At 52.3% G+C, this 24525-nt stretch carries 17 protein-coding genes; 8 read left to right on the forward strand and 9 right to left on the reverse strand.

All coding sequences use genetic code 11. From position 1 onward, the window contains the following. Positions 1 to 65 precede the first annotated feature (65 nt). The 8 genes from HY774_17205 to HY774_17240 form a co-directional block, all read right to left on the reverse strand. Entirely contained in the window at positions 66 to 596 is a 531-nt protein-coding gene (locus tag HY774_17205) for a hypothetical protein (GenBank protein MBI4750224.1), read from the reverse strand. Positions 597 to 605: 9 nt separating this feature from the next. Then, positions 606 to 1451: a DUF2310 family Zn-ribbon-containing protein gene (locus HY774_17210; protein ID MBI4750225.1), complete on the reverse strand. Its 846-nt coding sequence runs from the start codon at positions 1449 to 1451 to the stop codon at positions 606 to 608. Positions 1452 to 1500: 49 nt separating this feature from the next. Beyond that, a complete protein-coding gene (locus tag HY774_17215) occupies positions 1501 to 1671 on the reverse strand; it encodes a hypothetical protein (GenBank protein ID MBI4750226.1) in 171 nt (56 codons plus the stop codon). A gap of 240 nt (positions 1672 to 1911) precedes the next feature. Continuing rightward, entirely contained in the window at positions 1912 to 7578 is a 5667-nt protein-coding gene (locus HY774_17220; GenBank protein ID MBI4750227.1) for an SMP-30/gluconolactonase/LRE family protein, read from the reverse strand. 217 nt (positions 7579 to 7795) lie between these two features. Beyond that, the gene (locus tag HY774_17225; GenBank protein ID MBI4750228.1) at positions 7796 to 8494 is read right to left on the reverse strand and encodes a zinc ribbon domain-containing protein; all 699 of its coding nucleotides are present in this window, start codon (positions 8492 to 8494) and stop codon (positions 7796 to 7798) included. Between the two features lie 267 nt (positions 8495 to 8761). Further along, the gene (locus HY774_17230; protein ID MBI4750229.1) at positions 8762 to 11776 is read right to left on the reverse strand and encodes a hypothetical protein; all 3015 of its coding nucleotides are present in this window, start codon (positions 11774 to 11776) and stop codon (positions 8762 to 8764) included. Positions 11777 to 12241: 465 nt separating this feature from the next. Beyond that, complete coding sequence (locus HY774_17235; protein MBI4750230.1) at positions 12242 to 12634, reverse strand: RidA family protein; 393 nt, start codon at positions 12632 to 12634, stop codon at positions 12242 to 12244. 162 nt (positions 12635 to 12796) lie between these two features. Then, positions 12797 to 14161, reverse strand: a complete 1365-nt coding sequence (locus HY774_17240) for an acetyl ornithine aminotransferase family protein (protein MBI4750231.1) — start codon at positions 14159 to 14161, stop codon at positions 12797 to 12799. A gap of 100 nt (positions 14162 to 14261) precedes the next feature. On the opposite strand from HY774_17240, the gene HY774_17245 reads away from it, so the two are divergent. Further along, entirely contained in the window at positions 14262 to 14447 is a 186-nt protein-coding gene (locus HY774_17245; protein MBI4750232.1) for a hypothetical protein, read from the forward strand. Positions 14448 to 14606: 159 nt separating this feature from the next. Here HY774_17245 and HY774_17250 read toward each other — a convergent pair whose 3' ends face one another. Then, entirely contained in the window at positions 14607 to 15248 is a 642-nt protein-coding gene (locus HY774_17250) for an ArsR family transcriptional regulator (GenBank protein ID MBI4750233.1), read from the reverse strand. Positions 15249 to 15430: 182 nt separating this feature from the next. Here HY774_17250 and HY774_17255 point away from each other — a divergent pair, with 182 nt between their 5' ends. The 7 genes from HY774_17255 (at position 15431) to HY774_17285 (ending at position 24501) form a co-directional block, all read left to right on the forward strand. Then, positions 15431 to 15988 carry a thioredoxin family protein gene (locus HY774_17255; protein ID MBI4750234.1) on the forward strand — a complete coding sequence of 186 codons (558 nt, stop codon included), beginning with the start codon at positions 15431 to 15433 and terminating at the stop codon, positions 15986 to 15988. A gap of 306 nt (positions 15989 to 16294) precedes the next feature. Continuing rightward, complete coding sequence (locus HY774_17260; GenBank protein MBI4750235.1) at positions 16295 to 18733, forward strand: LptF/LptG family permease; 2439 nt, start codon at positions 16295 to 16297, stop codon at positions 18731 to 18733. A gap of 96 nt (positions 18734 to 18829) precedes the next feature. Beyond that, on the forward strand, positions 18830 to 19921 hold the full coding sequence (gene wecB, locus HY774_17265) for a UDP-N-acetylglucosamine 2-epimerase (non-hydrolyzing) (GenBank protein ID MBI4750236.1): 1092 nt from the start codon (positions 18830 to 18832) through the stop codon (positions 19919 to 19921). A gap of 124 nt (positions 19922 to 20045) precedes the next feature. Further along, on the forward strand, positions 20046 to 20744 hold the full coding sequence (locus HY774_17270) for a hypothetical protein (GenBank protein ID MBI4750237.1): 699 nt from the start codon (positions 20046 to 20048) through the stop codon (positions 20742 to 20744). Between the two features lie 10 nt (positions 20745 to 20754). Continuing rightward, positions 20755 to 21630, forward strand: coding sequence for a 3-methyl-2-oxobutanoate hydroxymethyltransferase (gene panB, locus HY774_17275; protein MBI4750238.1), 876 nt, complete (start codon positions 20755 to 20757; stop codon positions 21628 to 21630). Positions 21631 to 21807: 177 nt separating this feature from the next. After that, positions 21808 to 22671 carry a pantoate--beta-alanine ligase gene (locus HY774_17280; GenBank protein ID MBI4750239.1) on the forward strand — a complete coding sequence of 288 codons (864 nt, stop codon included), beginning with the start codon at positions 21808 to 21810 and terminating at the stop codon, positions 22669 to 22671. 204 nt (positions 22672 to 22875) lie between these two features. Next, positions 22876 to 24501: an NAD(P)H-hydrate dehydratase gene (locus HY774_17285; GenBank protein ID MBI4750240.1), complete on the forward strand. Its 1626-nt coding sequence runs from the start codon at positions 22876 to 22878 to the stop codon at positions 24499 to 24501. The last annotated feature ends 24 nt before the right edge of the window (positions 24502 to 24525 follow it).

The raw sequence follows: 24525 nt of genomic DNA on the forward strand, positions 1-24525 counted from the left end.
GAAAAGTTCAGAGTTGCTGCCTTCAGGCGGGTTTTTGCGTTTGGGGTGATGCTTTTTCTTGAACATTAATTCTGCCGGGTAGGGGACTCTGGTTCAGATGTTTTGCCCTGAGTACAGGTACATTCCACCCCAAGATAATAAGTCCGTCCCTGAAGAACGATATACTGTTTGACTCGTAGCTTTTCAGTGTGTTGGGTATAAGGAATTTCCGCAACTGAAGCATTTCGAGCAGTTCTGGCATTTTTCAATGGCTGGTTGGCCACGGCCATAGCCACTTCGATAGAGTCTGAGGTTGTTTTTGATGCCATTGTTTCGTCTGTGTAGAAAACCGTTACTGTGACAAATTTTCCTCCTGGTAAGCGGTAAACCTGAGTGGTTTGTTCTTCCTCACCAATGGTTGTGGTAAACCGCCCAAGAGTTTTTTCTGCCTTTGCCATTTTCTGTTCCAGGTCACTCTCAGAAAGGTTCCGTTCGAAGATCCGCTGAGCTGTTTTGACATCAACCAGATAAACCTCGCACACATCACCAGGTGGACTTTGTGACGTGACACCCGCTGATTGGAAAGCAAGGGCTGCAGATAAAAAGAATGTAAGCATAAGTAGGGGTTACCTTTTGTGATTAAAAGGGTTATAGGTTTGTAGCTTTGATTCAAATTCCCCAATATGCGCTAATTCCTCATCTTCATCTGTATCAGCTATTTGTGAAACCAATCGGCATTTTTCGCAACGAAACGGGAATTTCCAAAAGTATTCAGCTTGAAGGTTTTCCTGGATGAGCCACTGGCCGTTGCAGCCAGGGCAGGTGCGGTTGGCTTCACCTTTTCCACGACCAAAGTACCGCATCAGAAAGTAGTAAGTCGGAATTCCCAGCGCGGCTTCAACTTTTTCAGCCAGTTGACGACCAGTTTGGGTAAGCCCAGAGTTCAGAGATGCAAGTTGCTGGTAGGCCGGGATTTCAAGCTCGCCTGAGCCAAGCCAGATGTTATCCAGATGATTATATTCACCTGCCCAGCTAAACAGGTCTTCGCGTTCAGTTTCGGTGACTGGAACAAGATAGGTTGGAACTCGGTGACCTGTATCCCCACAACAGATAGGTGAGTCTCCATCAAAGGCTGAAGTAAACAAAAACAGGAATGATGAAGTGCGAAAATCATGAAATGTCATTGGTACTTCGTTTTCCAGGAACTTCCAGGTTGGTCCCTTTCCAAAAGTACTGATGACATGTGTCAGGTATTCAAGTCCAGATTCTGAATGGTACCCGCGTGATGCTGCATCCGGACGTGCCAGTTTGGTATAGGCCACAAAACCATCTGGGCAAAGAGCGTGAAGAAAATCACCGCAAATTTGTCCGTTTTTCCGAAGACTGACCAGATAAGCGGTAACGAGATCATCAACTTCAGCAAGGTCATCTGAAGGTGATGGGAAACCAAAGGTGACTCGGGCAAGATACATAAACTTTCCTCCAGAGAAAACAAGCCAATTGGGACCGTTGATAACTTCTTTATGAAAAGTCTGCAAGAGTTTGCTCAGCCTGTGGGTCAGGTTTTCGGCACTCAGCATCAAAATGGTGGTGTCGAATTTCTCGAAGTCTTGCCTGGAGTGCTTCCTGGAATGCCTGACTTCGGCTGGAAAAAACTCGTTCCTGAACCAGCAAGTCAACCTGCTGAAGCAAGGTTTGGTCAATGGAAATGGTTATTTTTGAGGTGCTTATACAAATTAGGGTTCAGGGTTCAGGGTTCAGGGGGCGGGGAAATATAAATCGCTGAGAGCCTTTCGAACAAATCAGATTTTCCCTGAGCCCAATGTCTTCAGCCCGAAGATCTTCAGCCCGAAGTCTTCATCTCCAGGCCCAAAAAAAGGGAGACCGGATACTCCCGATCTCCCCCGTTTTATTTTGCTTCAAGCAAAGACCTTAGCGGATCTTGCTCGGAGCGCGGAACTGGCCGAGGCCGCTGCCCAGACCGTTTGGCGTTCCAACCAGCGTCCAGGTCGTGCTGCTCAAGAGCCGGCCTTGGATCCGGTTGTTGGTTGTGTCGCTGACCACCAGGAATTCACCGCCGGTCAGTGACCCAGCCGTAAACACGCTGATAGTGACGCCTTCCGGTGCGCGGACCAGACCCAGCGTTGTGCCGTTTCCGGCCAGCAACGTTGCTGTTCCCGATGTCCCTCCGGCAAACCGGATGACCCGGTTGTTGCCGGTATCGGCCACATACAGGTTATTGGCTGAATCAACCGCCAGTCCCTGTGGTGCCCGGACACCTGTCAACCCTGAACTCAAACCAGCCAGGACGGTGCCCGTGTTGGCATTGGTTCTGGTATTGGCATTTGTGACTTTCAGGATGCGGTTGTTGAGTGTGTCGGCAATAAACAGGTTGAAGTTGCTGTCAACTGCCAGTCCGTTCGGGGTTCGCACCCGACCAGAGGTCGTTCCACTGGCTGCCAGCAGCACACCTGTTCCTGGGGTACCACCGTTGAAGCGCAGCACCCGGTTGTTGCCGCCGTCCGCCACATACAGGTTGCCGGCTGAATCCAGTGCCAGACCCCGTGGTCCGCTCACCTGACTCAATCCAGTCCCGCTGGTGGCAAAGTTGGCCCAGGTCGCACCGCTGTTGGTTGACCACTGAATGCGGTTGTTGCCCGTGTCGGCCACGTAAATCCGCACACCGTCAAGGCTTGCGGTCACCGCTTCGGGGGTCTTGAACTGGCCGTTCCCCGTGCCGGTCGTGCCCGTTCCCACCACCGTCCAGGTCGTTCCATTGAACTTCTGAACCCGGTTGTTGGTCGTGTCGGCCACATACAGGGTGGCTGAACCACTGCCGCAGCTTGCCGCCACGTCAATCACCACCTGATCAGAACTGGCCGTGCACGGTGCATTGGTAATCGTCCACTGCAGCGTGTAGAGACCCGCTCCACCCGCTGGAGTAAAGGTCGCATTAAACGCATTCACATTGCTGAACTGCGCGGTCGAGGTTGATGGTCCGGACGCCACTGACCACGTTCCCGCGCCGACGCCTGGGTTGTTGGCCGCCAGCGTCACATTGCCGCTGACACAGGTTGACTGGTCAGCGCCGGCATTGGCCGTGCTTGGAGATGCCGTGTAGGTCAACACCACCGTGTCGTTGGTGGCTGGACATGGCGCCTGGGTGATCGTCCACCGCAGGGTATAAGTTCCCGCCAGGGTTGGCGTGAAGGTCGAGGTCGCTGATGCTGTGTTGCTAAATTGCGCCGTTGACGTGTTTGGTCCGGTGACCACCGTCCAGGCACCCGTTCCCGGTGATGGATTGTTGGCCGCCAGCGTGGCGGTCGTCGGGAAGCATAACGTCTGATCGCCACCCGCATTTGCCGTCGGAGGTCCGGCATTGACCGTGATGACCACCGTGTCGGTTGATGTTCCGGCGCACGGTGCATTGCTCACCGTCCACTGCAGGGTGTAGACCCCGGTGGTGGTCGGCGTAAAGGTCGCATTCGCTGCTGTCGTGCTGCTGAATTGCGAGGTTGACGTGTTTGGTCCCGTCACGATTGACCAGACGCCAGTCCCCGTGGTTTGTGAGGCTGCCAGCGTCGTGCCACCGGTACAGATCGTTTGATCCGGTCCGGCATTGGCCCCGGCTGGAGGCTGGTTCACCGTTACCACGGCACTGCCGACATTGGTAATTGAGCAGGTGTTTGAATCGGTTCCCGACACCGTGTAGGTCGTCGTCGAAGTTGGTGACACCGGGAAGGTAAACGTTGGGCCAGCACCATTTTGCGTGCCGCCGCCGTTGCTCAGTGTCACGTTGTACGGACCGGTGCCGCCGCTCACGGTGACTGAAACGTTGGTGCTGTTGCCGGAGCAGATGGTGGCCGTTCCGCTCACGTTTCCGTTGATCGTCGGGCAGCTTGAGCACGATGAGCAGGATGGCGTGGCAATCGAAACCGTATCCACCCGCCAGTTCGGGTTGGTATTGGCGGTTGACGTATCCCAGCCACCACGCCACCGAATCTGGATGGATTGGCCATTCAAACTGGTGGGCAGATTCACTGACGTTGTGACATAACTGGCCTGGCTTCCGGTCCAGGCTTGACGACCTGAAAGTGGGAATGACCCGGTGTTGAGGGTGCTGCTATAGCCATTGGCCGTAAAGGTTGCGCCCAGCGTGAGGGCATCGGTCCAGGTGGAACCACCGTTAGTACTGATTTCAAGCACTCCGCCATCCCACGAAGTTTCAAAATTCCACGCATGGCGGAAACTTAAAACCGCGCTGACGCTTCCAGCCGGCAAAGCGATTGACGGTGACCTCAGTGCATTTGAAGCGGCTGAGGTAATGCCGTTGGTGAATGCGGTATTGGCTGCTGTGTCTGGATTGGTTGATGTGGTGGCCCAGTTTCCAACCGATCCGGTGAGGACTGACGTGGTCCAGCCAGAGGGCAGAGTTGGTGCTGTCACGCCGTCAAAGTTCTGGGTGAAAATGTTGGTTACCGCACCGCCGCCCAACACAAAGGTAAAGGTGGCGTTGCCCAGATTGGTGACGCCATCCTGCAACTGGAGCGTCGCCGTGACGGTTGCTCCGCAGGTGCCGTTGGCCGTGAACTGATATGACCGCGAGACGGCTGCTCCGCCTCCGGTGAGGGCGCCATAGGTTTGTGAGGTGGTAATCGGCGTAATCCCACCTGAATTCTGAAGTGTTGCAACCATGTTTGAAGTACTGGTAGTTCCAGTGTTCTGGAGACCCAAACTCACCGTTACCGTTTCACCCGGATCAATGGCTGAAGTCGCCGGGCTGCCACAGTTTCCAGCCGTAATCGTCGAGCCTGCCGGAACAATCGTGATCACCGGTCCGGAAACGGTCAGGGTAAACGATCTCACAACGGCGGCTCCACAAATATCCTGAACTGTCACAAACACGGTGTAGGTCCCATTCGTGGTTCCACCCGTGGTGTTGACGGTGACAACACCAGCGCTATCCACCGAGAGGGTGCCACCTCCGGGAAGCGTGGTAGGTGATACCGTAACGGTTGAAATCGCGTTGTTTCCATCTGCTGGTGGAGCCGATGGCGTTACGGTACGACTGCTGCCGGGTAACGTTGACGGCGGATTCGTGTAGTTCCCCAACGTCGGCGTCAAATTGGGTTGCACAACAATATTAATGGTTCCGGTCCTGGTGGCGCCCGCGCTATCGGTCACCGTCACTGTAATCGGATAGGTTTTCGAGGTGTTGGTCGTGACCAGCGAGCATTCCGAAGCGGCGGTCACTGACAGCGTGCCATTATTGTTAGCTGCGGTTGCCGTCAGTTCAAACGGCAAGTTTAAAAGCGCCACAGCCAGGGTTCCAGCCCCATCTTGTCCGTCGGCTACTGTGCCAACGTTGGTCGTAACGGATGGGCTGCCACGCAGAATAGTGACGCTGCCTGTGATGTTCACCGTTGGGGCCGTGTTGGTCCCGGTGATGGTGAAATTGGTGTTTGAAATGTCAAAAAAGACATTTCCGATGGCTTCGACTTTGATGCGCGCCTGGGTGGTGGCAAACGCATTGTCATTTGGAATCAAAACCGACTGGCTTCCATCATTGGGTGTGCTGGCGGTCAGCACCGTTGGGAAGGTGTAGCCGCCGTCAGTTGAAAGCAGAATCCGAACGTTGGCCGTGTTGACACCATTGGCGGTTGTTCCGGCCACGTTCCAGGTCACATTGAGCGCGGAATTGATGGCGACTGATGTGGCCGTATTTGGCGCCGTGACGGCAAATGGGCCGGCTGAAGTCGTTGAAGTGACTGTCATTTGACCCCGGTTGGAGCCTCCGCCGTTGAGTCGGTTGTCGCGGACCGTCACCCGGAAGGTCATTGTCCGGTTCGTTGTCGGCAGAAATTCACCTGAAGCAAACGTTCCGCTAATCCCCGGCAGGCTGATCGTGGCTGGTGGGACATTGGCATTATTCAAAATGTACTGAAGTGCCGGGAACGTTCGCGATGGGCTGGTCACCGGATCATAGGATCGGAAAATCGGCGATGAGCCGTTATCACGTGGGCTGACGGTTGGGTTTTGGGTTGGGCCGAGATCGAACTCTTCCCAGCAGTACGTCAGCACATCGCCGGCATTTGGATCACTGGCTGATGCTGTCAAGGTAAATGGCGTCTGGTTTGGAATGGTGAAATTGCTGAGTGCCGCAATCGTGGGCGGGGTATTCCCGGTGGCGGTACTGGCGCCACAGTTTCCGGCACCAGTTGAGGTATATGTATCAATTTCCTGATAACTGATCGCGTGGAAATAGTCGTCGCTGTTCGGCTGAATATCCGAAGCATCACAGATACCGGCATAGGCCATAATCGTGTTGCCGCTGCCGACTTCATAGGCGGTTGATCCGTTTCGGTTTCCACCAGCACAGTTCCCAGTGTTGCCATTAAACGGATGGTTTCCGCCAAACTGGTGACCCATTTCGTGAGCCACGTAGTCAATGTCATATGGATCACCAACCGGATTACCCGAACCCGTTTCACCTCGGGCTTTCTGTCCAGAACGGCACACAACCCCCAATCCGGCAAGTCCGCCGCCACCAGTGCTGAACACGTGGCCAATGTCATAATTGGCGGAACCGATGACTGAATCCAGATTTGACTGGTTTTCACTCAACAAAGCTGAGGCGTTGCTGTTGCTATAAGGGTCGGTTGAAGCGTTGGTGTAAATAATCCGATCCTGATTGTTAACCAGCACCAGGCGGATAGCGAGGTCGCGTTCATACACCGCACTGACGCGGTTGACGGTCGTGATCACCGCACCAAGGCCACCAAGCAATGTGCCGCCGCCGGCTGCGGCAGTGTATTCACCCGTTGTTCCAACTGCCGTGCGATAGGTTCGCAAATTGGCACCAGTGGGAAGATTCGGCTGGAAGCTCCGGGTCGTGTGGGCTGATTCCGGATCTTCCTGAAGCGGATTTTCAAACAGGCAGCGAAATGGTTCAGCGTCTTTGCGGAAGTTCCGCTTATAGTATGACGCGTAAATCTCAGTATTATTTTTCAAGTATGGATCAATGTAAGTTGTTCCATGGACTGACAGAATGATGGCGTGAAAGCCTTGTGGCACCGTATCGAAGCGAACCACCGCCGTTGGGTCGTCAATCCCTTGACCAGCATAGGTTTTCAAGTCCGGATATCTGGTAGCCAGCTCAGATTCCATAATCGGCGATTCAACAAAACGAAAGCGGGCGAATTTTCCATCCGGCATTGGAAGAGAAATAATCGCCGCACTGGAAACACCAGTTTCAACCGATTCAAGCGGGGCACGTTGCAAGATTTGCTCGAGTGCCGTGTGATCAAGGTTGATCGTTCGGAAGGCAATCGGGGCAACGTTTCGCTGAACGACGCCGGCAGGATACCGCGCCTGGATTTGGGACGGCTCGACATCTTCCCAAATGCCATCATCCGATTTGCGAATCTGGAGCAGTTCCGGTTGTGGCTGAAGTTTCGAACCAGTTTGAGTGGTTGAACTCGAAGACGAAGAATGAAAGGAAAACAGTCCACTGTTCGCACGGCTGTTGGAAAACCAGAAAGCGGTTCCAATCACAGCCAGGGCAGTGATGAAAAGAAACGGTCGGGACAATCGGTACATAAACCCCCAGTGATTGTTGTTGTAAAAGACGAAAAAGAGCTGGATTTCTTCCGTTTACAGTGCAGTATCCAGGGTAAAGTACTCCAAAAACTGGAGATATAGCCTGGGAGAAATGATGTGTGACGGAGTCGGAACTTGAGAGGAGTCAGCAGTGAATGATCTGGCCTGGTGCTGAACTAAGGCAGGTTAGACAACAACAAACGAGGCGGCGGGAGAGTTACTGACTCTGATTTTTAAGCAATTCAGTTGTGCCTTCAGTTACGCTCACTGGTTGGCCGACAGCTTGTCGGTTTGGTAGCCCAAGGTCATCAACTGCGTTGAGATTATCACCTGGCGGCAAGGCAGCTTGCCCCGCTGGGAGGTGTTCATGGGTTGAATAACGTTGCTGGTCAGTCATCTGAGATACAGGTTCAGATCCAAAAAACTGGTGAACCCGCAAGACCAGGCGATACCAGGTAAATATAAGAAAAAGAGTCGGAATGGCAATCAATGGGATGACTTCTATTCCCCAGAAAAAAGTTCCAATCAGCCCAATGAGCGCAGCCAAAAATGTCATGGTGGCGCCGACGGTAAGCCCTCGTCTGCGGTGTGTCAACTGAGACAACAAAAGCAGTGTTCCGAGAGCCAGTGACAGAAGCGCCAGAATGAAAAAATAAGGATCAATCCCAAGATTGGGTGGAAATCTCAAGAACAATGTAACTTTGATTACTGCAACCAGCATCAGGACCGAGCCCAGGTTGATGTCGCGTTGCCGCAATTGATCTTCGCCGGGTGTCAGTTTTGGTTTTTCTTGAGGATCAGGGTTCAACAGTTGAAGAATTCCATTCACCTGAGTCCCGCAGTTTCGACAAAACTTTTGGGATTCAGACGCCTGTTGATGACCGCATCGGGGACAATAGAAAGAACCAGTTGTCATGGTACTGCTTAGGGTTCAGGGTTCAGGGTTCAGGGTTCAGGGTTCAGGGTTCAGGGTTCAGGGTTCAGGGTTCAGGGTTCAGGGTTCAGGGTTCAGGGTTCAGGGTTCAGGGGAATACCGTTCGTGCAACCAGTTCACTCTGAATTCTGACAACCTGATGATTTGAATGATTTCGCAGGAAGATGAAAGAATAAAGAATCCAGCCTTAAAAAGGCGGAAATAAAGCTGAAATTTTTTTACTTTCTCCAGTCATTCCTTGCAAAATGCTCAGGAGAACGTTTCCAGGTAAACCGCTCGGATGGCTTTTGTGTGCCGTTGATAGTCTTCTTCAAAGGCTGCAGCGCCTCGATATTTGAGGATTCGCGCCAGCAACTCTGTCTGGGCTGGCAATCGGGACGTGTGACGCTCGACCAGCAGTCGCATGATGTGATCGAGGGTTCGCAAAAAGTTATACCCGTCACGCAAGATGCGACCAGCTTCGGGGCGAATTGCCTGGCGTGCGATCAGGCTATCAATCAAAGCGATAGTGCCGTATTCCGGAGGATCCGGAATTCCCTCGCGCATTTGTACATATCGAGTGATGAAGTAGACGTCCATCATTCCGCCAACACCAAATTTGAAATCGCGCTCAGGTGACCGGCCACCCCGCTCAGATTGCAACCGACTGCGGATTTCAGCCACCTCATGGCGCAAAATTTCTCCGCGTTGGCGGGCATAGTCAAAAATGACCTCGCGGGCTGCCTGTTGAAGCTCTGTTCCAAACTCCAAATTTCCAGCCACCGGTCGCATTTTCAAATAGGCCAGATGCTCCCAACTGGCGGCTCTTCCGCGAGCATAATTCAACAAACCGCTTTTGCTCACAGCCAGCGGGCCATTTCGGCCATCGGGACGCAATCGAAAATCAACCCGGTAGAGCATTCCGTCAGCGGTAAGTGCCGTCAGAAGGCTGGAGACAGTTTCCACCATTTTCACCACGGCCTGACAGTTGGTGAGACCTGGCGAAACTGGGGGTGCCATTTCGTCATACACCACAATCAAATCCAGATCTGAACCATAATCAATTCCCTGATGACCAAGCCGACCTAATCCAAGAATTGACCAGGTTGGCATAGGTGACACAAACTCGCAGGAGCGGGCCACGTACTGGCAGGCAAACTGACAGGCGGCTTCAATCGCGGCTTCGGCCAGCGCAGTTTGGGCAAGGTTGATGACCCGGAGCGGCGCCCCTGAAATAACATCCGCACGCCCAATTTCAAGCAGTGCCACCGAATGTATCTGGCGCAAGGCTGTGTTGGCTTCGCTCAATGAACTGCACTCTCTCAGGGCGACCTCAAACTGGGCGGCAAGCGTTGCCCGCGAAAAACTGGACAGCACCGGTGGTTTTCCGAGCAACGGAAGCAACTTTGGATGACGCGTCAAATGCTGGGCAAAAAACTCACCGGCTTCACAAAACGATGCTGCCTCAGCCAGGGCCGTGGTGGTGAGGACTTCAGTTTGATCGGGTAACAGATGCTTGCGCATGTCAGTTTCCCACGGCTTGAACTCATCTTTATGATGAACCAGTCGCGTGGTAAATCCGGAGCGCGGCCCGACCTCAGCCAGTGACGATGCGGTGTTGATTTTAGAGCGGATATCGCGCACATAGGCGGCCCACGACGCAACCATATTTCGCAACAAGGTGAGCACGCGAGTGGTATCACACGACCGGGCCGAAATACTTTCAAGCAGTGAAACCCACAGACTTTGTTCGGTTTGCGCAATCCCGGAATTCGGCATTGCAAACGTTTTGAGAATTGCCTGCCGCAGGGCTTCTTCGGGGGTTGCGGCTACGGTGCGACTGGCAGTTACCGGAGGGGTAGCGGATTCAGGCGAAATGTCGGCAAAAATGCGCTGATAAATAGCGGTGACATGATCGCGGTGACGGGCCAGGGCCAGCGCAAACATTCGTGAAGCATAGGGCCCCTGATAGCCCATTCGTCGGGCGAGCAATCCTAATTTTTCTTCATCAAGGGGGATGGTATGGGTTTGGGCACCTTGCTCCATCTGGATGCGATGTTCGCATGTGCGCAAGAACGTATAGGCTTCGGCAAGCTGGGAACGTTCGGTTTCAGAAAGGTGGCCTTTTTCAGCCAGCCGTTGGAGCGCAATCAAGGTTTGGGGAGAGCGCAGCCAGGTATCTTTGCCGCCATGGCACACCATCAACGCCTGGGCAATGAATTCAATTTCGCGGATGCCACCTTTTCCAAGTTTGACATTATAGCCGCTGCTGCGCTCGGCCTGCTTGCGGTCAATTTTTTCCTTTGACAGGCGGACATCGCGCAAAGCGATTTCAAGCGGTTCCGCCAGATAAATCGTGTCCTGGATTGATTCCAGAAAATCCTGAGCAAGTTGGATTTCTCCGGCTGAACCGCGTGCCCGCAGCATGGCCAGCCGCTCCCAGTTTTGAGCCTCAGTTCGATAGTAGGTGGCTGCTTCAGCCGCCGGCACCACGAGCGCCCCATCGCGTCCGCGGGGGCGCAGTCGAACATCAATTCGGAAGGCAGCACCCTCCGGCGCCGTCAATGAACCCACCATCCGCAGCAGGTTTTCAGCCAGTCGGGTAAAAAATTCGCGGTTGCGTAGCGAGCCCTCGCTCCCACCTTCGGTTTCACCATGCCCTGAGTACAAAAACAACAAATCAATGTCTGATGAATAGTTCAATTCGTGGCTGCCGAGTTTCCCTAGCGACAGCACCGCAAAGGTGGCAGGTGAGCTTCGTCCGCGTTCGTCACGAACCATCGGGGCGCCATAACGGGAAACCAGCGTTGACCGACAGCGTTCAAGGGCATATCCCAGAATAACATCCGCCACATGTGAAAGCTCTTCCGTAACTTCTGAAAGCGAGCAGCGATTGAGGCAGTCACGCAAATAAATCCGGACCCATTCACGCCGTTTGAACCTCGACAACAAAACCGAAGGTTCAAGCGTGGACTGCATCACGGCCATGCGCGCCAGTTCCTGCGACAGGTCATCACGTGATTTGGCTTCGTTGAGATGGGGTTCGCGTTCAAGCCAGGAAAGAAATTCCGGGCGCTGGAGGAGTGTTTCGCCGAGCCAGGAGCTGTAGGAACTCAAGGTGAGGATCCAGGTTAACACTTCAGGGCGTTGCCAGAAGCGTTCGGCCAGCATCGGGTGTTCATCAACCAACCGCTCCGCAAACCTTCGGGCTGCCGCTTCATCCGGTAACGTTTCAACAAAAGACTCTAAGGAAGGTGGGAGGGATACGATCTTGGTAGAGCCCATTATGACTACCTCAACCAGTTTTAAAATTGTATCAACTGTGCTTTGGAGTGGGGCAAAATCGAACACCAACAATACCTGAATGCTGAAAAGAACGGTAGCCGGATGAGCGAAAAAACAGGGTTGAGGGGTGGGGGCTGAAGACTCGCAAGCTCGGGGCAATCGAAGGGATGAGGGATGAAGGATGAGGGATGAAATAAAGCCAATTTCTTCAGCCCTCAGCCCCAAGCCCCATAAGCGCCAGGAGAAGGGAATAACGTCTGATCTGGACAAGGTGACACAAAGACAAGCAGACAACGAGACACATTCAAGCGTCTCATTCCTCCGCTCCCAACCCGAGTCCGTTCAAGCTGACACACTCGGTGAACTTGCCTCGGTGTCTCCCTGTCTCTGCTTCTCCTTGTCTCAACCAGGCTCTCATTTCCTTATCCTGGCGCTTATGGCCCCAAACCCTCAGCCCTGGTTTTCTCAGCCCAAAACAATGGCTTCGGCTTCGATTTCAACCAGCATTTCCGGATCAATCAAACGACTGATTTCAATCATGCTGGTGGCGGGTCGGATGTCACCAAAAAGTTCACCGTGGGCTTTTCCGACCTGTTCCCAGTGTTCACTGATATTGATGACATAAATCCGGGTCCGTACCACATCTTTGAGCGTGGCACCGGCTGCCTGGAGTGCGCGTTCAATGTTGCGGATGGTCTGGACTGTTTGAGCATAGGGGTCACCAATGCCAACCAATCCGCCTTCGGGTGCCGTGGCGGTGGTGCCAGAGACATGGATGACTGAACCAACTCGAACAGCTCGTGAATAGCCAACAATTGGTTCCCATTTTGTACCGCTGGAAATATTTTGTCGGGACATAGTAGTGAAGCGAGTTGTGAGTAGCGAGTCGTCAATTCAGGAAGAGTGAGTCGTGATTTGTGAGTAGCGAGTCGTCAATCCAGAACCAGTTAAATACGCGTCGCCTTAACCTGGGAAGAGACTTTTTCTGACTACTCGCTACTCGCTACTCACTTTCTCCTGCTAGCTGACCACTTTGAGTGACGCCGCAATGGCTTCATCAAGAATTGAGAGGGCGCAGTCAACCTGTTCTTCGTCAATCACCAGAGGTGGTGAGAAGCGGATGGTTGATTCGCCAGCACCGAGCAGGATCAGTCCCCGGTTGAAGCATTCGGTTTCAATCTGGTTGCGCAATGCTGCCCATGGCGTCATTGAAGTGAGGTCTTTTACAAACTCAATGCCGATCATCAATCCGAGACCGCGCACGTCGGCCACGATGGTGGAGTATTTTTCCTGGAGCTTGCGCAGGCCATCCATCATCCGTTGCCCCATGGCATTGGCGTTGGCCAGCAATCCATTGTTGAGCAATTCAAAGGTTTTGAGCGAAGCCGCAATGGCCACTGGATTGCCGCCGAAGGTTGATGCGTGGGCGCCGACGTGCCAGTTCATCAAATCTGCGCGGGCAATTGTGGCGCTCAACGGGAGACCTGAGGCAATACCTTTGGCGCTGCAAATCACATCCGGCACCACATCATGGTGTTCTATCGCGAAGAGCTTGCCGGTACGACCCATTCCGGATTGGACTTCGTCAACCACGAGCACAATGTTGTTTTCGTCAGCGATGCGACGCAGTTCTTTCAGGAATTTTGATGGTGGTACGACATACCCACCTTCACCTTGTACGGGTTCAACCACGATGGCGGCGACTTCATCCGCCGGCACGGTGGTTTTGAAGAGACGATCTTCAATCACTTTTGCGCATTCAACGGCACAGGTATCAGGTGTTTTTCCATATGCACAGCGTAGACAGTTGGCATAGGGAATGTGTGTGACATCGAGCGCGGCGCGGCCAAACCCAAGGCGCTGGGCTGATTTGCTGGCGGTCAGTGACAACGCGCCAAATGTGCGGCCATGGAAGCTGTTGAAGAAGGCGATGTATTTTTGCCGACGACGGGCAAAGGCGGCGACTTTCAACGCTGTTTCAACGGCTTCAGCCCCGGAATTGCCAAAGTGGACGCGTTTGGGGAAATCACCTGGGGTTTCATTTTCGAGCTTTTCGGCCAGATCGGCCAGTTGCGGGTAATAAAAATCGGCGCCGGCAATATGGACAAATTCAGCGGCCTGATCAGCAATCACTTTGACGATTTCCGGATGGGTATGACCTGTCGCCAGCACTGCCACGCCGGCGTTGAAATCGAGAAAATGGTTGCCGTCTACGTCTTCGATAATGGCGCCCCATCCGCGCTGAATGACCAGCGGGTAGCTTCGGGTGTAGCTAGGCGACACATACCGATGGTCTTTTTCAACCACTGCTTTGGCTTTGGGGCCTGGGAGTTCGGTCTTGATGTTGGGGAGTTTGAGGTGAGCTTTATTGGCATTGGCTGACATGAGAATTAACCTCCGTTGGATAATAAAGACAGTGAACCCTGTTTCCGGCTCACACCGCCAGTGTGGATGGATCAGGGATCAATTGGGAACAGGCCAGAGTGTGGCCTGGAGGAAAGGGTTAGCGAATAAAAGCGAAGGGCAATTTCGGGCAGGAGGATTAATCCCCGAACAGGCCGCGCCGTTGCTGGATCGGGGCCAGATGCACGGCGACACGGAGATGATTGGAGTGGGCGTCAGCAAAAATATGCATGATCGGCAAAAACGCAAACCAAATGAGTGGTTTTGAGATTGAGGTGTGGTCTGACAACAACTTCAGCGGCGGAAAGGGTGAGAAGGGAAGTTGTTGCGGTGATTCAAGCGAAGCTCTCTTATCTGGGATAAGAAGCTGAGTGTACTAGCCTTACCGGGCAAAAAGCAAGGGGTTGATTTGGCCGGTGAACCTACCTTACGAGGGGAGCATCGTCACCTGGAACCGGCAAAATCCTGACCCTTCAGACAAGGCGCATTTTCGCTCGACCTTGGCCTGCAACGACTCGCGAACAATCCGACAATCGGTATCGCACACTTCCTTATATTTCCCTGCGATTCGAAGCACCGGGCAGTGATGAATCAACAAGCAGGACTCGGTCTTGGATTTGTGTTCGGCGCGGGTCATATAGCCCATGCTGTTGAGCACATGCGAAAGCTCCTCGACTTTTTCATCAAATGATTTATTTTCCAGTGTCGGTTTGAGCTGCCGGATCAATTTGTCCGCCCGGCCTTCCAGGATGTCACGAACGGCCTGACGGCCAAACAATTGTTCAACCTGTTCAAAGATATCTACACTGAGGGTGTCGTAGGCATGCGGGAAGAGTTCATGGCCACGTTCGGTCAAAAAGTAAAGACTCGTTGGACGACCGCGCTCGCGTTTATGAACAATTGAACAGACCAGTTCATCCCGTTCCATCACGTCCAAATGCCGACGAACATTGACACCGGATTGATCGAGTTCACGTGCCAGGTCATCAACGCTCAGTTTGCCGCGAGTTTTTAACAGGTAGAGGATTTTGCCGTGAGTATCTTCGTGATTCAGAGTTCTTACGCGCATGATGGGCGTAACTGTACCACATGCAGTTATTGAGCCAGAACCCGCATCTCCGGTTCCTCAGCCCAATTATGAATTATGAATTATGAATTATGAATTCTCTAAATATTTGTTGTTCAATGAGATAATCGTTTCACAATGTAAGTAAGCCAGCTCCCACTTTGAAACCAGAAAGGATGTCACTGATGGTCCGCACATACTCAACCATGGTTGAACTGGGAACCCCCATCCCAGCTTTTTCACTGCCCTGTGTCGTAACCGGCCAAACCATTTCTCCTGAAACCTTTGCCGATCAAAAAGCTTTGCTGGTGATGTTTATTTGCCAGCATTGCCCCTATGTCAAACACGTCCAGTCAGAACTGGCGCAAATTGGCCACGATTATGCCGGGAAGGGGTTTGGGATTGTGGCGATCAGTTCAAATGATGTTGTGAATTATCCTGACGATTCCCCTGAAAACCTCAGGGCTCAGGCCGTCGCGCTCGGGTTTACCTTCCCCTATTGCTATGACGAAACCCAGGAAGTCGCCCGTGCTTTCTCAGCCGCCTGCACACCAGATTTCTTCTTATTTGGTGAAAACCGACAGCTTGTATATCGTGGGCAACTTGACGAAAGTCGTCCAGGAAATGAAAAACCATTGAATGGAAAAGATTTACGAGCCGCAATTGATGCGGTGCTGGCTGGTCAGTCAGTTCCAGAAGAACAAACCCCAAGCCTGGGATGCAACATCAAGTGGAAGATTTAATCCAATGAGCGAAATAGTGAAGTAGCGAAATAGTGAAGTCGTGAAGTAGTAAAAATCACAGAATTTAAGAATGTTGACAGACCAGCCCAGTAAATCAAGACTGAGCTACTCGCTACTCGCTACTCGCTACTCGCTACTCGCTACTCGCTACTCGCTACTCGCTACTCGCTACTCGCTACTCGCTACTCGCTACTCGCTATTCACTATTCACTATTCGCTCCCTGTGTTAACGCTTGTTTCACATCAGTCCTCTAAGGTAGAGTCCTTGCTTTCGATTTTAGCTGTCTTGTCTCTTTGTGGTCTGCCATGCTCCGTATTCTTGATCGGTACGTTATCCGTGAAATCCTGCCATATTTCCTACTCAGCTTTTTTCTGCTGACGTCCATTATTTTTGTCCACGAAGCCAATCGTTTCTCAGAATTATTCGTCGTTTTTTCACAGCGGGGAATTTCCAGTACCCCGTTGTTGATGCTGGTGATTTCACTCCTGCCAAGCATTGTCATTTTCACGATTCCAATTTCATTTCTGCTGGGCGTGATGCTGGCCATTGGGCGATTGTCAGGCGATAGTGAGATTGTCGTGATGACGGCTGGTGGAGTGAGTCCGTTGCAACTGTTGCGCCCAGTGATGTTGGTGGCACTGATTGCCTGCACCATTACTGCCTACAACACCTTTTATTTGCTACCCGTGGCTGTAAATTCGCTCAACCAGTTGAAGCAAAAGCGCAACCAGATTCTGGTTCAGAGTATTTCAACCCAGATTAAACCAGGGATGTTTGCCGAGAACCTGCCTAATCGTGTGCTCTATATCGAGCAAAGCGACCGGGCCAGTGACACCTGGAAAAATATTTTTATTGCTGAGCAGGAAGAAAGCGAAAAGGACAACAAAGAGCCGAAAATCTACACGGCGCAAAGCGGTAACCTGGTGCTTGGTGAAGATCTGGCCCAGACGGAATTATGGCTGGACCATAGTTTTGTCTATGCCTCGGAAGCCCGGAAGTTCGCCAAGCAAAAAGACACCATGTCAACCTACTCCAAACGGGCGGTGATTCGCTTTGACCTCAGCAGCGACCGCGACCAGAAAAAGCCTGAGCCGCCGCCCGCCAGCACGGTTCAGGATTTGGACCCCTTACCGCCTGGCCCGGATTTGATGACGTTGCCCCAGCTCTGGCGAGCCGTGCCCGATGCCGGGAAAGAACGCCAGTATCAGATTGAGTTTTACAAACGATTTGCTTTGCCGGTGGCCTGTCTGTTCTTTGCCTTGATTGGTGTTGCGCTCGGGGTAACTGGAACCCGTTCGGGACGGTCATCAGGATTATTTATTGGACTGGTCGTCAATCTTGCATTTTACTTGCTGTTTTTAGGAGGAGAACGCGCGGCACGACAGGGCATGGTGCCAGTTTTGCTGGGTGTTTGGGGACCGGATGTCATCCTGGGCGCGGTAAGTTTCTGGCTTTTTGCGGGTGGTCCAGCCAAATTCAGGGCATCTCGGGTGGCAGTGGCGTTCTGGAATCTCTGGAACCGAATTCAATCTCCAGCGCGAATCCTCATTCGTCAGATTCAGCAAAAAACACAGGATCTGAGCCGGTCACAGTATCCGTTGCTTGGTCAGGGCGTTACCCGGCGGCAGATTCGACTTCGATTTGGGTTTCCGCGAATTATAGATTTGATGATATTTCGGGAAGCCGCCCGCCATTTCCTCTTTGTTCTTATCGGGTTGTGGGGGATTTTCATCATCTTCACCCTTTTTGAGCTGATTAACCATATTGCCCAGAATAAGATCAAAGCCGGCGTCGTCGTTGAATACCTGCTGTTTCTCACGCCTCAGGTCATCAATTACATGCTCCCCTTTGCTGTGCTGGTTGCCGTGCTGGTGACCTTTGGACTCCTGGGGAGAACTTCGCAGTTGATTGCACTCAATACCAGTGGGCAGAGTGTGTATCGGCTGACCGTGCCGGTTTTGATTGGGGCATTGTTGATTGGGGCGACGATGCTGGCCTCGCAGGAATATGTCTTGCCGTTTACCAATCGAACCCAGGATTACCTGCGCAACTTCATTCGTGGTAAACAGGTTCCGCCTCAAACTTTTTACCAGACCAACCGCAAGTGGTTTCGAGGCCAAAACAACCGGATTTTCAATTTTCGCCACTTTGACACCAACAAAAATGAGTTTATTGGACTGTCAATTTATGAAACCAACCCAGAAACAGCCAGTCTGGTCAGCCGAATTTATGCCAAGACCGCGCACTGGGATCCGAAAACCACAGAATGGGTTTTGATCAAAGGCTGGAAGCGGACATTCACTCCGGATGGCCGACCAGAAGGGCGGACTGAAATCACTGAAGCACGGTTTAAACTCCCTGAAGATCCAGAGTACTTTACCCAGGGAATCCCTGAGTCCAGCAAGATGAGCATTACCGAGTTGCAAGAGCAAATCATTGAATTAAAAAGGATTGGTGCCGATGTGATGAGTCTGAACATCGAACTGCAATCCAAATTTGCCGCCTGCCTTGCCTGTCTGGTCATGGCGCTGGTTGGATTGCCGTTTTCCTTCACGATTGGCAAACGAGGGGCACTGGTTGGCGTCAGTATCGGAATCGCGATTGCCATTATCTTTTGGGGAACGATTGGGGTTTTTGACCAGTTGGGACGGTATGAATTGCTCCCGCCATTTTGGGCTGCCTGGGGACCAAATTTACTGTTCAGCGTCGGTGGTGTGTATTTGCTGCTGACCGCAAAAACCTGACCCTGAAAAATAAAGAATGTAAAATGGAGCAATTCAGCGGCTCAAAGCTTTTTCTTCATTCTTCATTCTCAATTCTTCATTCCTTGGCGGAAATTTTTGATGAAAATTCTCAGTGTGGTGGGTGCGCGCCCAAACTTCATGAAAATTGCTCCGATCTTGAAAACCTTTCGTGCCAATCCCGAGATCGAAAGCAAACTGGTCCATACCGGTCAGCATTATGACGCCGAAATGTCGGATGCCTTCTTTCGGGATCTGCAAATTCCCGCCCCGGACATCAATTTAGGGATTGGTTCCGGGTCCCATGCTGAACAAACCGCCCGGGTCATGCTGGCTTTTGAGCCAGTGCTCCTGCAGGAAAAACCGGATTGGGTTGTGGTGGTTGGGGATGTGAATTCGACGATGGCCTGCACGCTCGTAGCCGTCAAACTCGGAATCAAGGTGGCCCATGTCGAAGCTGGACTTCGCAGCTTTGACCGTCAAATGCCTGAAGAGATCAATCGGTTGGTGACCGACGCCCTGGCTGATTTACTCCTGACGCCAAGCCCGGATGGGGACGAAAACCTGCTTCGCGAGGGGGTTCACCCCGCCAGAATTCGTCGCGTGGGAAATGTAATGATTGATACGTTGATGATGAGTCTTGAGCAGGCACAACAATCGTCAATTGTTGACCAGATGGAACTTACCCCTGGAAATTTTGCTGTGGTCACCCTGCATCGTCCTTCAAATGTGGATGTTGTGGAAACCCTGACCGGAATTTTGGGGAGTCTGGGCCGGCTTCAAACGGAATTGCCAGTCATTTTCCCGGTTCATCCGCGGACCCGTGCTAAACTGACGGAATTTGGGTTGACCAGCCAGCTTGCTGCCTGGCCAAACTTCCGGTTGTGTGATCCATTGGGCTATCTGGACTTCCTTCAGTTATGGAGCCAGTCACGGTTGGTTTTGACTGATTCAGGTGGATTGCAGGAAGAAACCACCGCGCTTGGTATTCCTTGCCTGACCTTGCGTGAAAATACCGAACGCCCCATCACCGTCACTGAAGGCACAAATCGAATTGTTGGAACGAATCCTGAAAACATTGATGCTGCAATCCGTGAAGTCTTGCATGGCACGACGTTTCCAAAGCGCATTCCTGAACTCTGGGATGGGAAAACCGCTGAGCGTATTCTGGCCTGTTTACTCCATGGGTAGGGTCTGACAGATAAATATTTCCTGGGAGCGCCGGCAGGATGCCGGCGCTCCCAGGGGAATCTTTTTCTAAAAGGCTATATAAAACCTGCCGTCGAGCTAAGTTCTGGATTTTTGGCGGAATTCGATGCGCAACTGGTTTCTTTCATCTCAATCAAAAGTGCAAAACCCATTTTTTCGACTTGAGGAACCTGATTTGGCCCAACTCAAGCAGGGGTGGGCTGAATTAATTCGTTCTGTATCGGCCAGACCGGAACGTCTCCAGGCTCTGTGGGAACAACTGGTCAAAAACTATTCCGAGCCCCATCGTTCCTACCATAACCTCAGCCATATCAAAGCTTTATTGGACCATATCCAGCCGGTTCGCGACCACCTCGAAGATATTGAAGTGGTGAGTTGGGCCATCTGGTTTCATGATGTCATTTACCGCACTCGTCGGAGTGATAATGAGGAACAGAGTGCAGCATTTGCTTTTGAGTGGTTGAATGAATTAGAAATGCCCCCACTTCGCCGTGATCAGGTTCACCGCCTGATTCTGGCAACCAAACATCACTCCCTTGACCATCTTCCACCTGACGGCGCCTATTTTCTGGATGCCGATCTGGCAATTTTAGGGGCGCCCGAACCGGTTTATGCTGAGTACCGGCAGGCCATTCGTCGTGAATATTCGTGGGTGCCCGAGTTTGTATATCGCCGTAAGCGACGGGCCGTTCTCGAAAGCTTTTTGACAAGGGAGCAATTGTACTTTACAAGTGCAATGCGCGCCCGACTGGAAGCCCAGGCACGTCAAAACCTTTCGGCTGAAATCCAATTTTTATCAAGTTAGTCTTTTTGTTATGAGTGTTCACCAAGCTGCGAAAGAGAAAAAAGTGACGATTCAGACGCTTCTGGATCGCAAACGAAATCACGAGAAAATCACCTCGCTGACCGCCTATGATTTTCCAATGGCCCGGCTGGTTGATGAAGCCGGGGCAGATTTTATTCTCGTCGGAGACTCTCTGGCCAATGTGGTGCTTGGGTACGAAACCACCCTGGAAGTCACGCTTGACGATGTCATTTTCTGTACCCGGGCGGTTCGGCGGGCGGTCAAACGGGCGCTGGTGGTGGGGGATATGCCGTTTGGCAGCTATCACACCAGTGTGGAACGGGCACTCGATTCAGCCGTTCGGTTGATCAAAGAAGGCGGCGCCGAGGCTGTGAAACTCGAAGGTGGTCAGAAACGGGCATATCTCATTGAAAAAATTGTGGATAATGAGATTCCAGTGATGGGACATATTGGACTGACCCCGCAATCCGTGAATCGAATGGGCGGGTACAAAGTTCAGGGCAAGACGCTTGAAACGGCGAATCAGTTGATCGAAGACGCCCTGGCACTGGAAAAAGCTGGCGTTTTTGCCATTGTGCTGGAAGGGGTTCCGGGTGAAATTGCCCGCACGATTACTGAACGCGTCAAAGTTCCAACCATTGGAATTGGTGCCGGAGTTGATTGTGATGGGCAAATTCTGGTCATTTCCGATGTGCTGGGGTTGAATTTTGGCCATCAACCACGCTTTGTCCGTCAATATGTTGATTTGAAATCAGTGATTGGAAAAGCTCTGGAAACCTATGTCCAGGATGTCCAAACCGGGAATTTTCCAGGCCCGGCGGAGACCTACTCCCTTCCAGATGAAGTTGCCGCCAAACTCAAGAAATCCAATGTTGGGTTCCTGTGACACTGAGCTGGCTCATTTGAAGTGTAACCCCAGGTTGGAATCATTTTCTCGGATGAGAAGACAGTCAAGTACTTCAAAAAATGAAGCTTAATGATCTACTGACTACCGACTACTGACTGATATCATCACATCTTTGACCCTGACAATTCCTGACCTTGCCACCTTGCTGAAAAAAACATGGAAATCATCAATCGAATTCCCCGAATGCGAATGTTGTCGCGAAAACTACGCCGCGATAACCGGAAAATCGGCTTCGTCCCGACCATGGGGGCGCTTCATGACGGCCATTTGAGCCTGATTCGGCGTGCCCAACAGATGTCGGATGTGGTGATCGTTTCGATTTTTATCAACCCGATTCAATTTGGCCCCAGTGAAGATTTTGAAGTTTACCCCCGCGACCTGGCCCGGGATGCTGAGCAGATTGCCAACAAAGGGGTAGATTACCTTTTTGCCCCCAGCATTGATGAAATGTACCCGGAAGATTTCATGACCTATGTGGTGACGGAAAATCTTTCCTCCCGATTATGCGGTGCCAGCCGTCCAGGGCATTTCCGGGGCGTCACCACCATTGTGAATAAACTGTTTAATATCATCACCCCGGACTTTGCCTTTTTTGGTCAAAAAGATGCCCAACAAGTGATCATCATTCAACGCATGGTGCGTGATTTGTGTATGGATACTGAGGTGGTGGTCTGCCCAATTATTCGCGAGGCTGATGGCATTGCGATGTCATCTCGCAACCAGTATCTTGATCCGGAAGAACGCCAGGCGGGACTGGTTCTCTACCGGTCGTTGGACCTGGCCCGGCGCCTGTATCAGGATGGTGAGCGCGACTGCCCTAAAATTGTCGGAGCTATCCGTGAATTGATTGAAAAAGAACCACTTGCCCGGATTGATTACATTGCCGCCGTGGATGTTGACACCCTTGAGCCACTGAATGAAATTGATGATGAAACCTCAGTTTTAATTGCGCTGGCTGTGTTTATTGGTCGGACCCGCCTGATTGATAACATCGTCCTCAAACCAGAAATAGAAAACTGAGGGTTCCGGGTTCTTTAAGGGATGAGGGATGAAGGATGAGGGATGAAAAAAATCACCTTGTCACCTTGTCACCTTGTCACCTTGTCACCTTGTCACCTTGTCACCCTGTCACCCTGTCCGGGTTCCGGGTTTTTGAAACCAAGCACCAAGCACCAGTCACCAAAAACTAAAAACTAAAAACTAAAACCCAGTCACCAGAAACCTATGCTGCACATCCAGACTGCTGAGCACATGACAGAAGTAGATCGTCTCACAACCGAGACATATGGGATCAAAGGACTCATTTTGATGGAGAACGCCTCGGCGGGGGCGGCGCGTGAGTTGGTCCAGTTTTTTGGTTCCGTGGAAGGAAAATCAATTCGGGTCTTTTGTGGCAAGGGAAATAATGGCGGTGATGGCGCTGCACTGGCTCGTCAGCTTTGGATGCGTGGGGCGAGGGTTGAGGTCCTGTTGTTTGGAAAGCGTGAAGTGACTCGTGGGGATGCCCGGGTGAACTTCGATATCATTTCCCGGCTGGCGGAAACCGAGACCAAGTTGATTCACTTCAAAGAGATTATTTCAGAGACGGATTTTAAAAACCTGGTTCAGCAAAATCCGCACGTTCCTGATTTGCACGTGGATGCACTCTTTGGCACCGGGTTGAAGCGAGGGCTGACTGACATTTATGAGCCAGTGATTGCCTATTTGAATGAATGTCGAGGCCGGAAAACTCATCGCATTCCGGTCTGTTCACTCGATCTTCCGTCAGGGTTGGCGGCTGATCAAGGAAATCCAATTGGACCAGTGGTTGAGGCTGATCTGACCGTGACGTTTACGGCGCCAAAACTGGCCAATGTTTTGCCCCCGGCGTGTGACTACAATGGCGAGTTACGGGTGGTGCCGATTGGGTCCCCTAAATCACTGACCCGGTCAGCGGGAAAACATAAATCCTGGCTTCACCTGGTCGAAGCCCACGATGTAAAGCGAATGCTTGGGGTGACCCGAAGACGACCTGGCGCCCACAAAGGGTCGGTTGGGCATGTTTTGCTTGCAGCCGGAGCACGTGGGAAAACCGGCGCCGCGGCACTGGCTGGGGAAGCCGGACTGCGGGCTGGAACGGGACTGGTGACAGTGGCGCTTCCACGCTCAGCCCAGCATATGCTGGTGGCGAGTTGCCTTCCGGAAGTCATGACGTTTGGCGCGACTGAGACTGAACGAGGGACCTTCGCTGAATCAGCCGCGATCCAAGTTCTGGAGCTGCTGGCGGAACGGACTGTCCTGGCGATTGGACCTGGCATTTCCTCTGACGAGGATGATGTCAAGCTGTTTGTTCGACAGGTGGTTGAAAAAAGCCAGAAACCAGTGGTGATTGATGCTGATGGACTGAATTGTTTATCCCCCTGGCCGGCGGAACTCAAAGGCACACCCGAACGGCCTTTGATTTTGACCCCTCACCCAGGTGAAATGGCGCGCTTGACTGGTCTTTCAACCAAAACGTTGATTCGAAACCGGCATGATTGTGTTCGTGCACTGGCCACTGAACACCATCTGCACGTGGTGCTCAAAGGGCAGCGAACCCTGATTGCGGCTCCAAATGGCGAAGTCTACATCAATCCGACAGGCAATCCGGGGATGGCAACTGGAGGATCGGGCGATGTATTGACCGGGTTGCTGGCTGGTCTGCTGGCCCAGTCCCCAGGTTCGCCACTCGAATCCACCTTGATTGCCGTCTATTTGCACGGCCTGGCCGGAGATAAAGCGGCTGCCAAATTGGGAATGCGCTCAATGGTCGCTTCAGACATCACGGCTGCGTTGAGCGAAGCTTTTTGGGAAATGGAACCATCGTCATAGCCAGGTCCGACTTTTACCAGCGAT

It is taken from the genome of Acidobacteriota bacterium, assembly GCA_016208495.1.
Taxonomy (GTDB): domain Bacteria; phylum Acidobacteriota; class Blastocatellia; order Chloracidobacteriales; family Chloracidobacteriaceae; genus JACQXX01.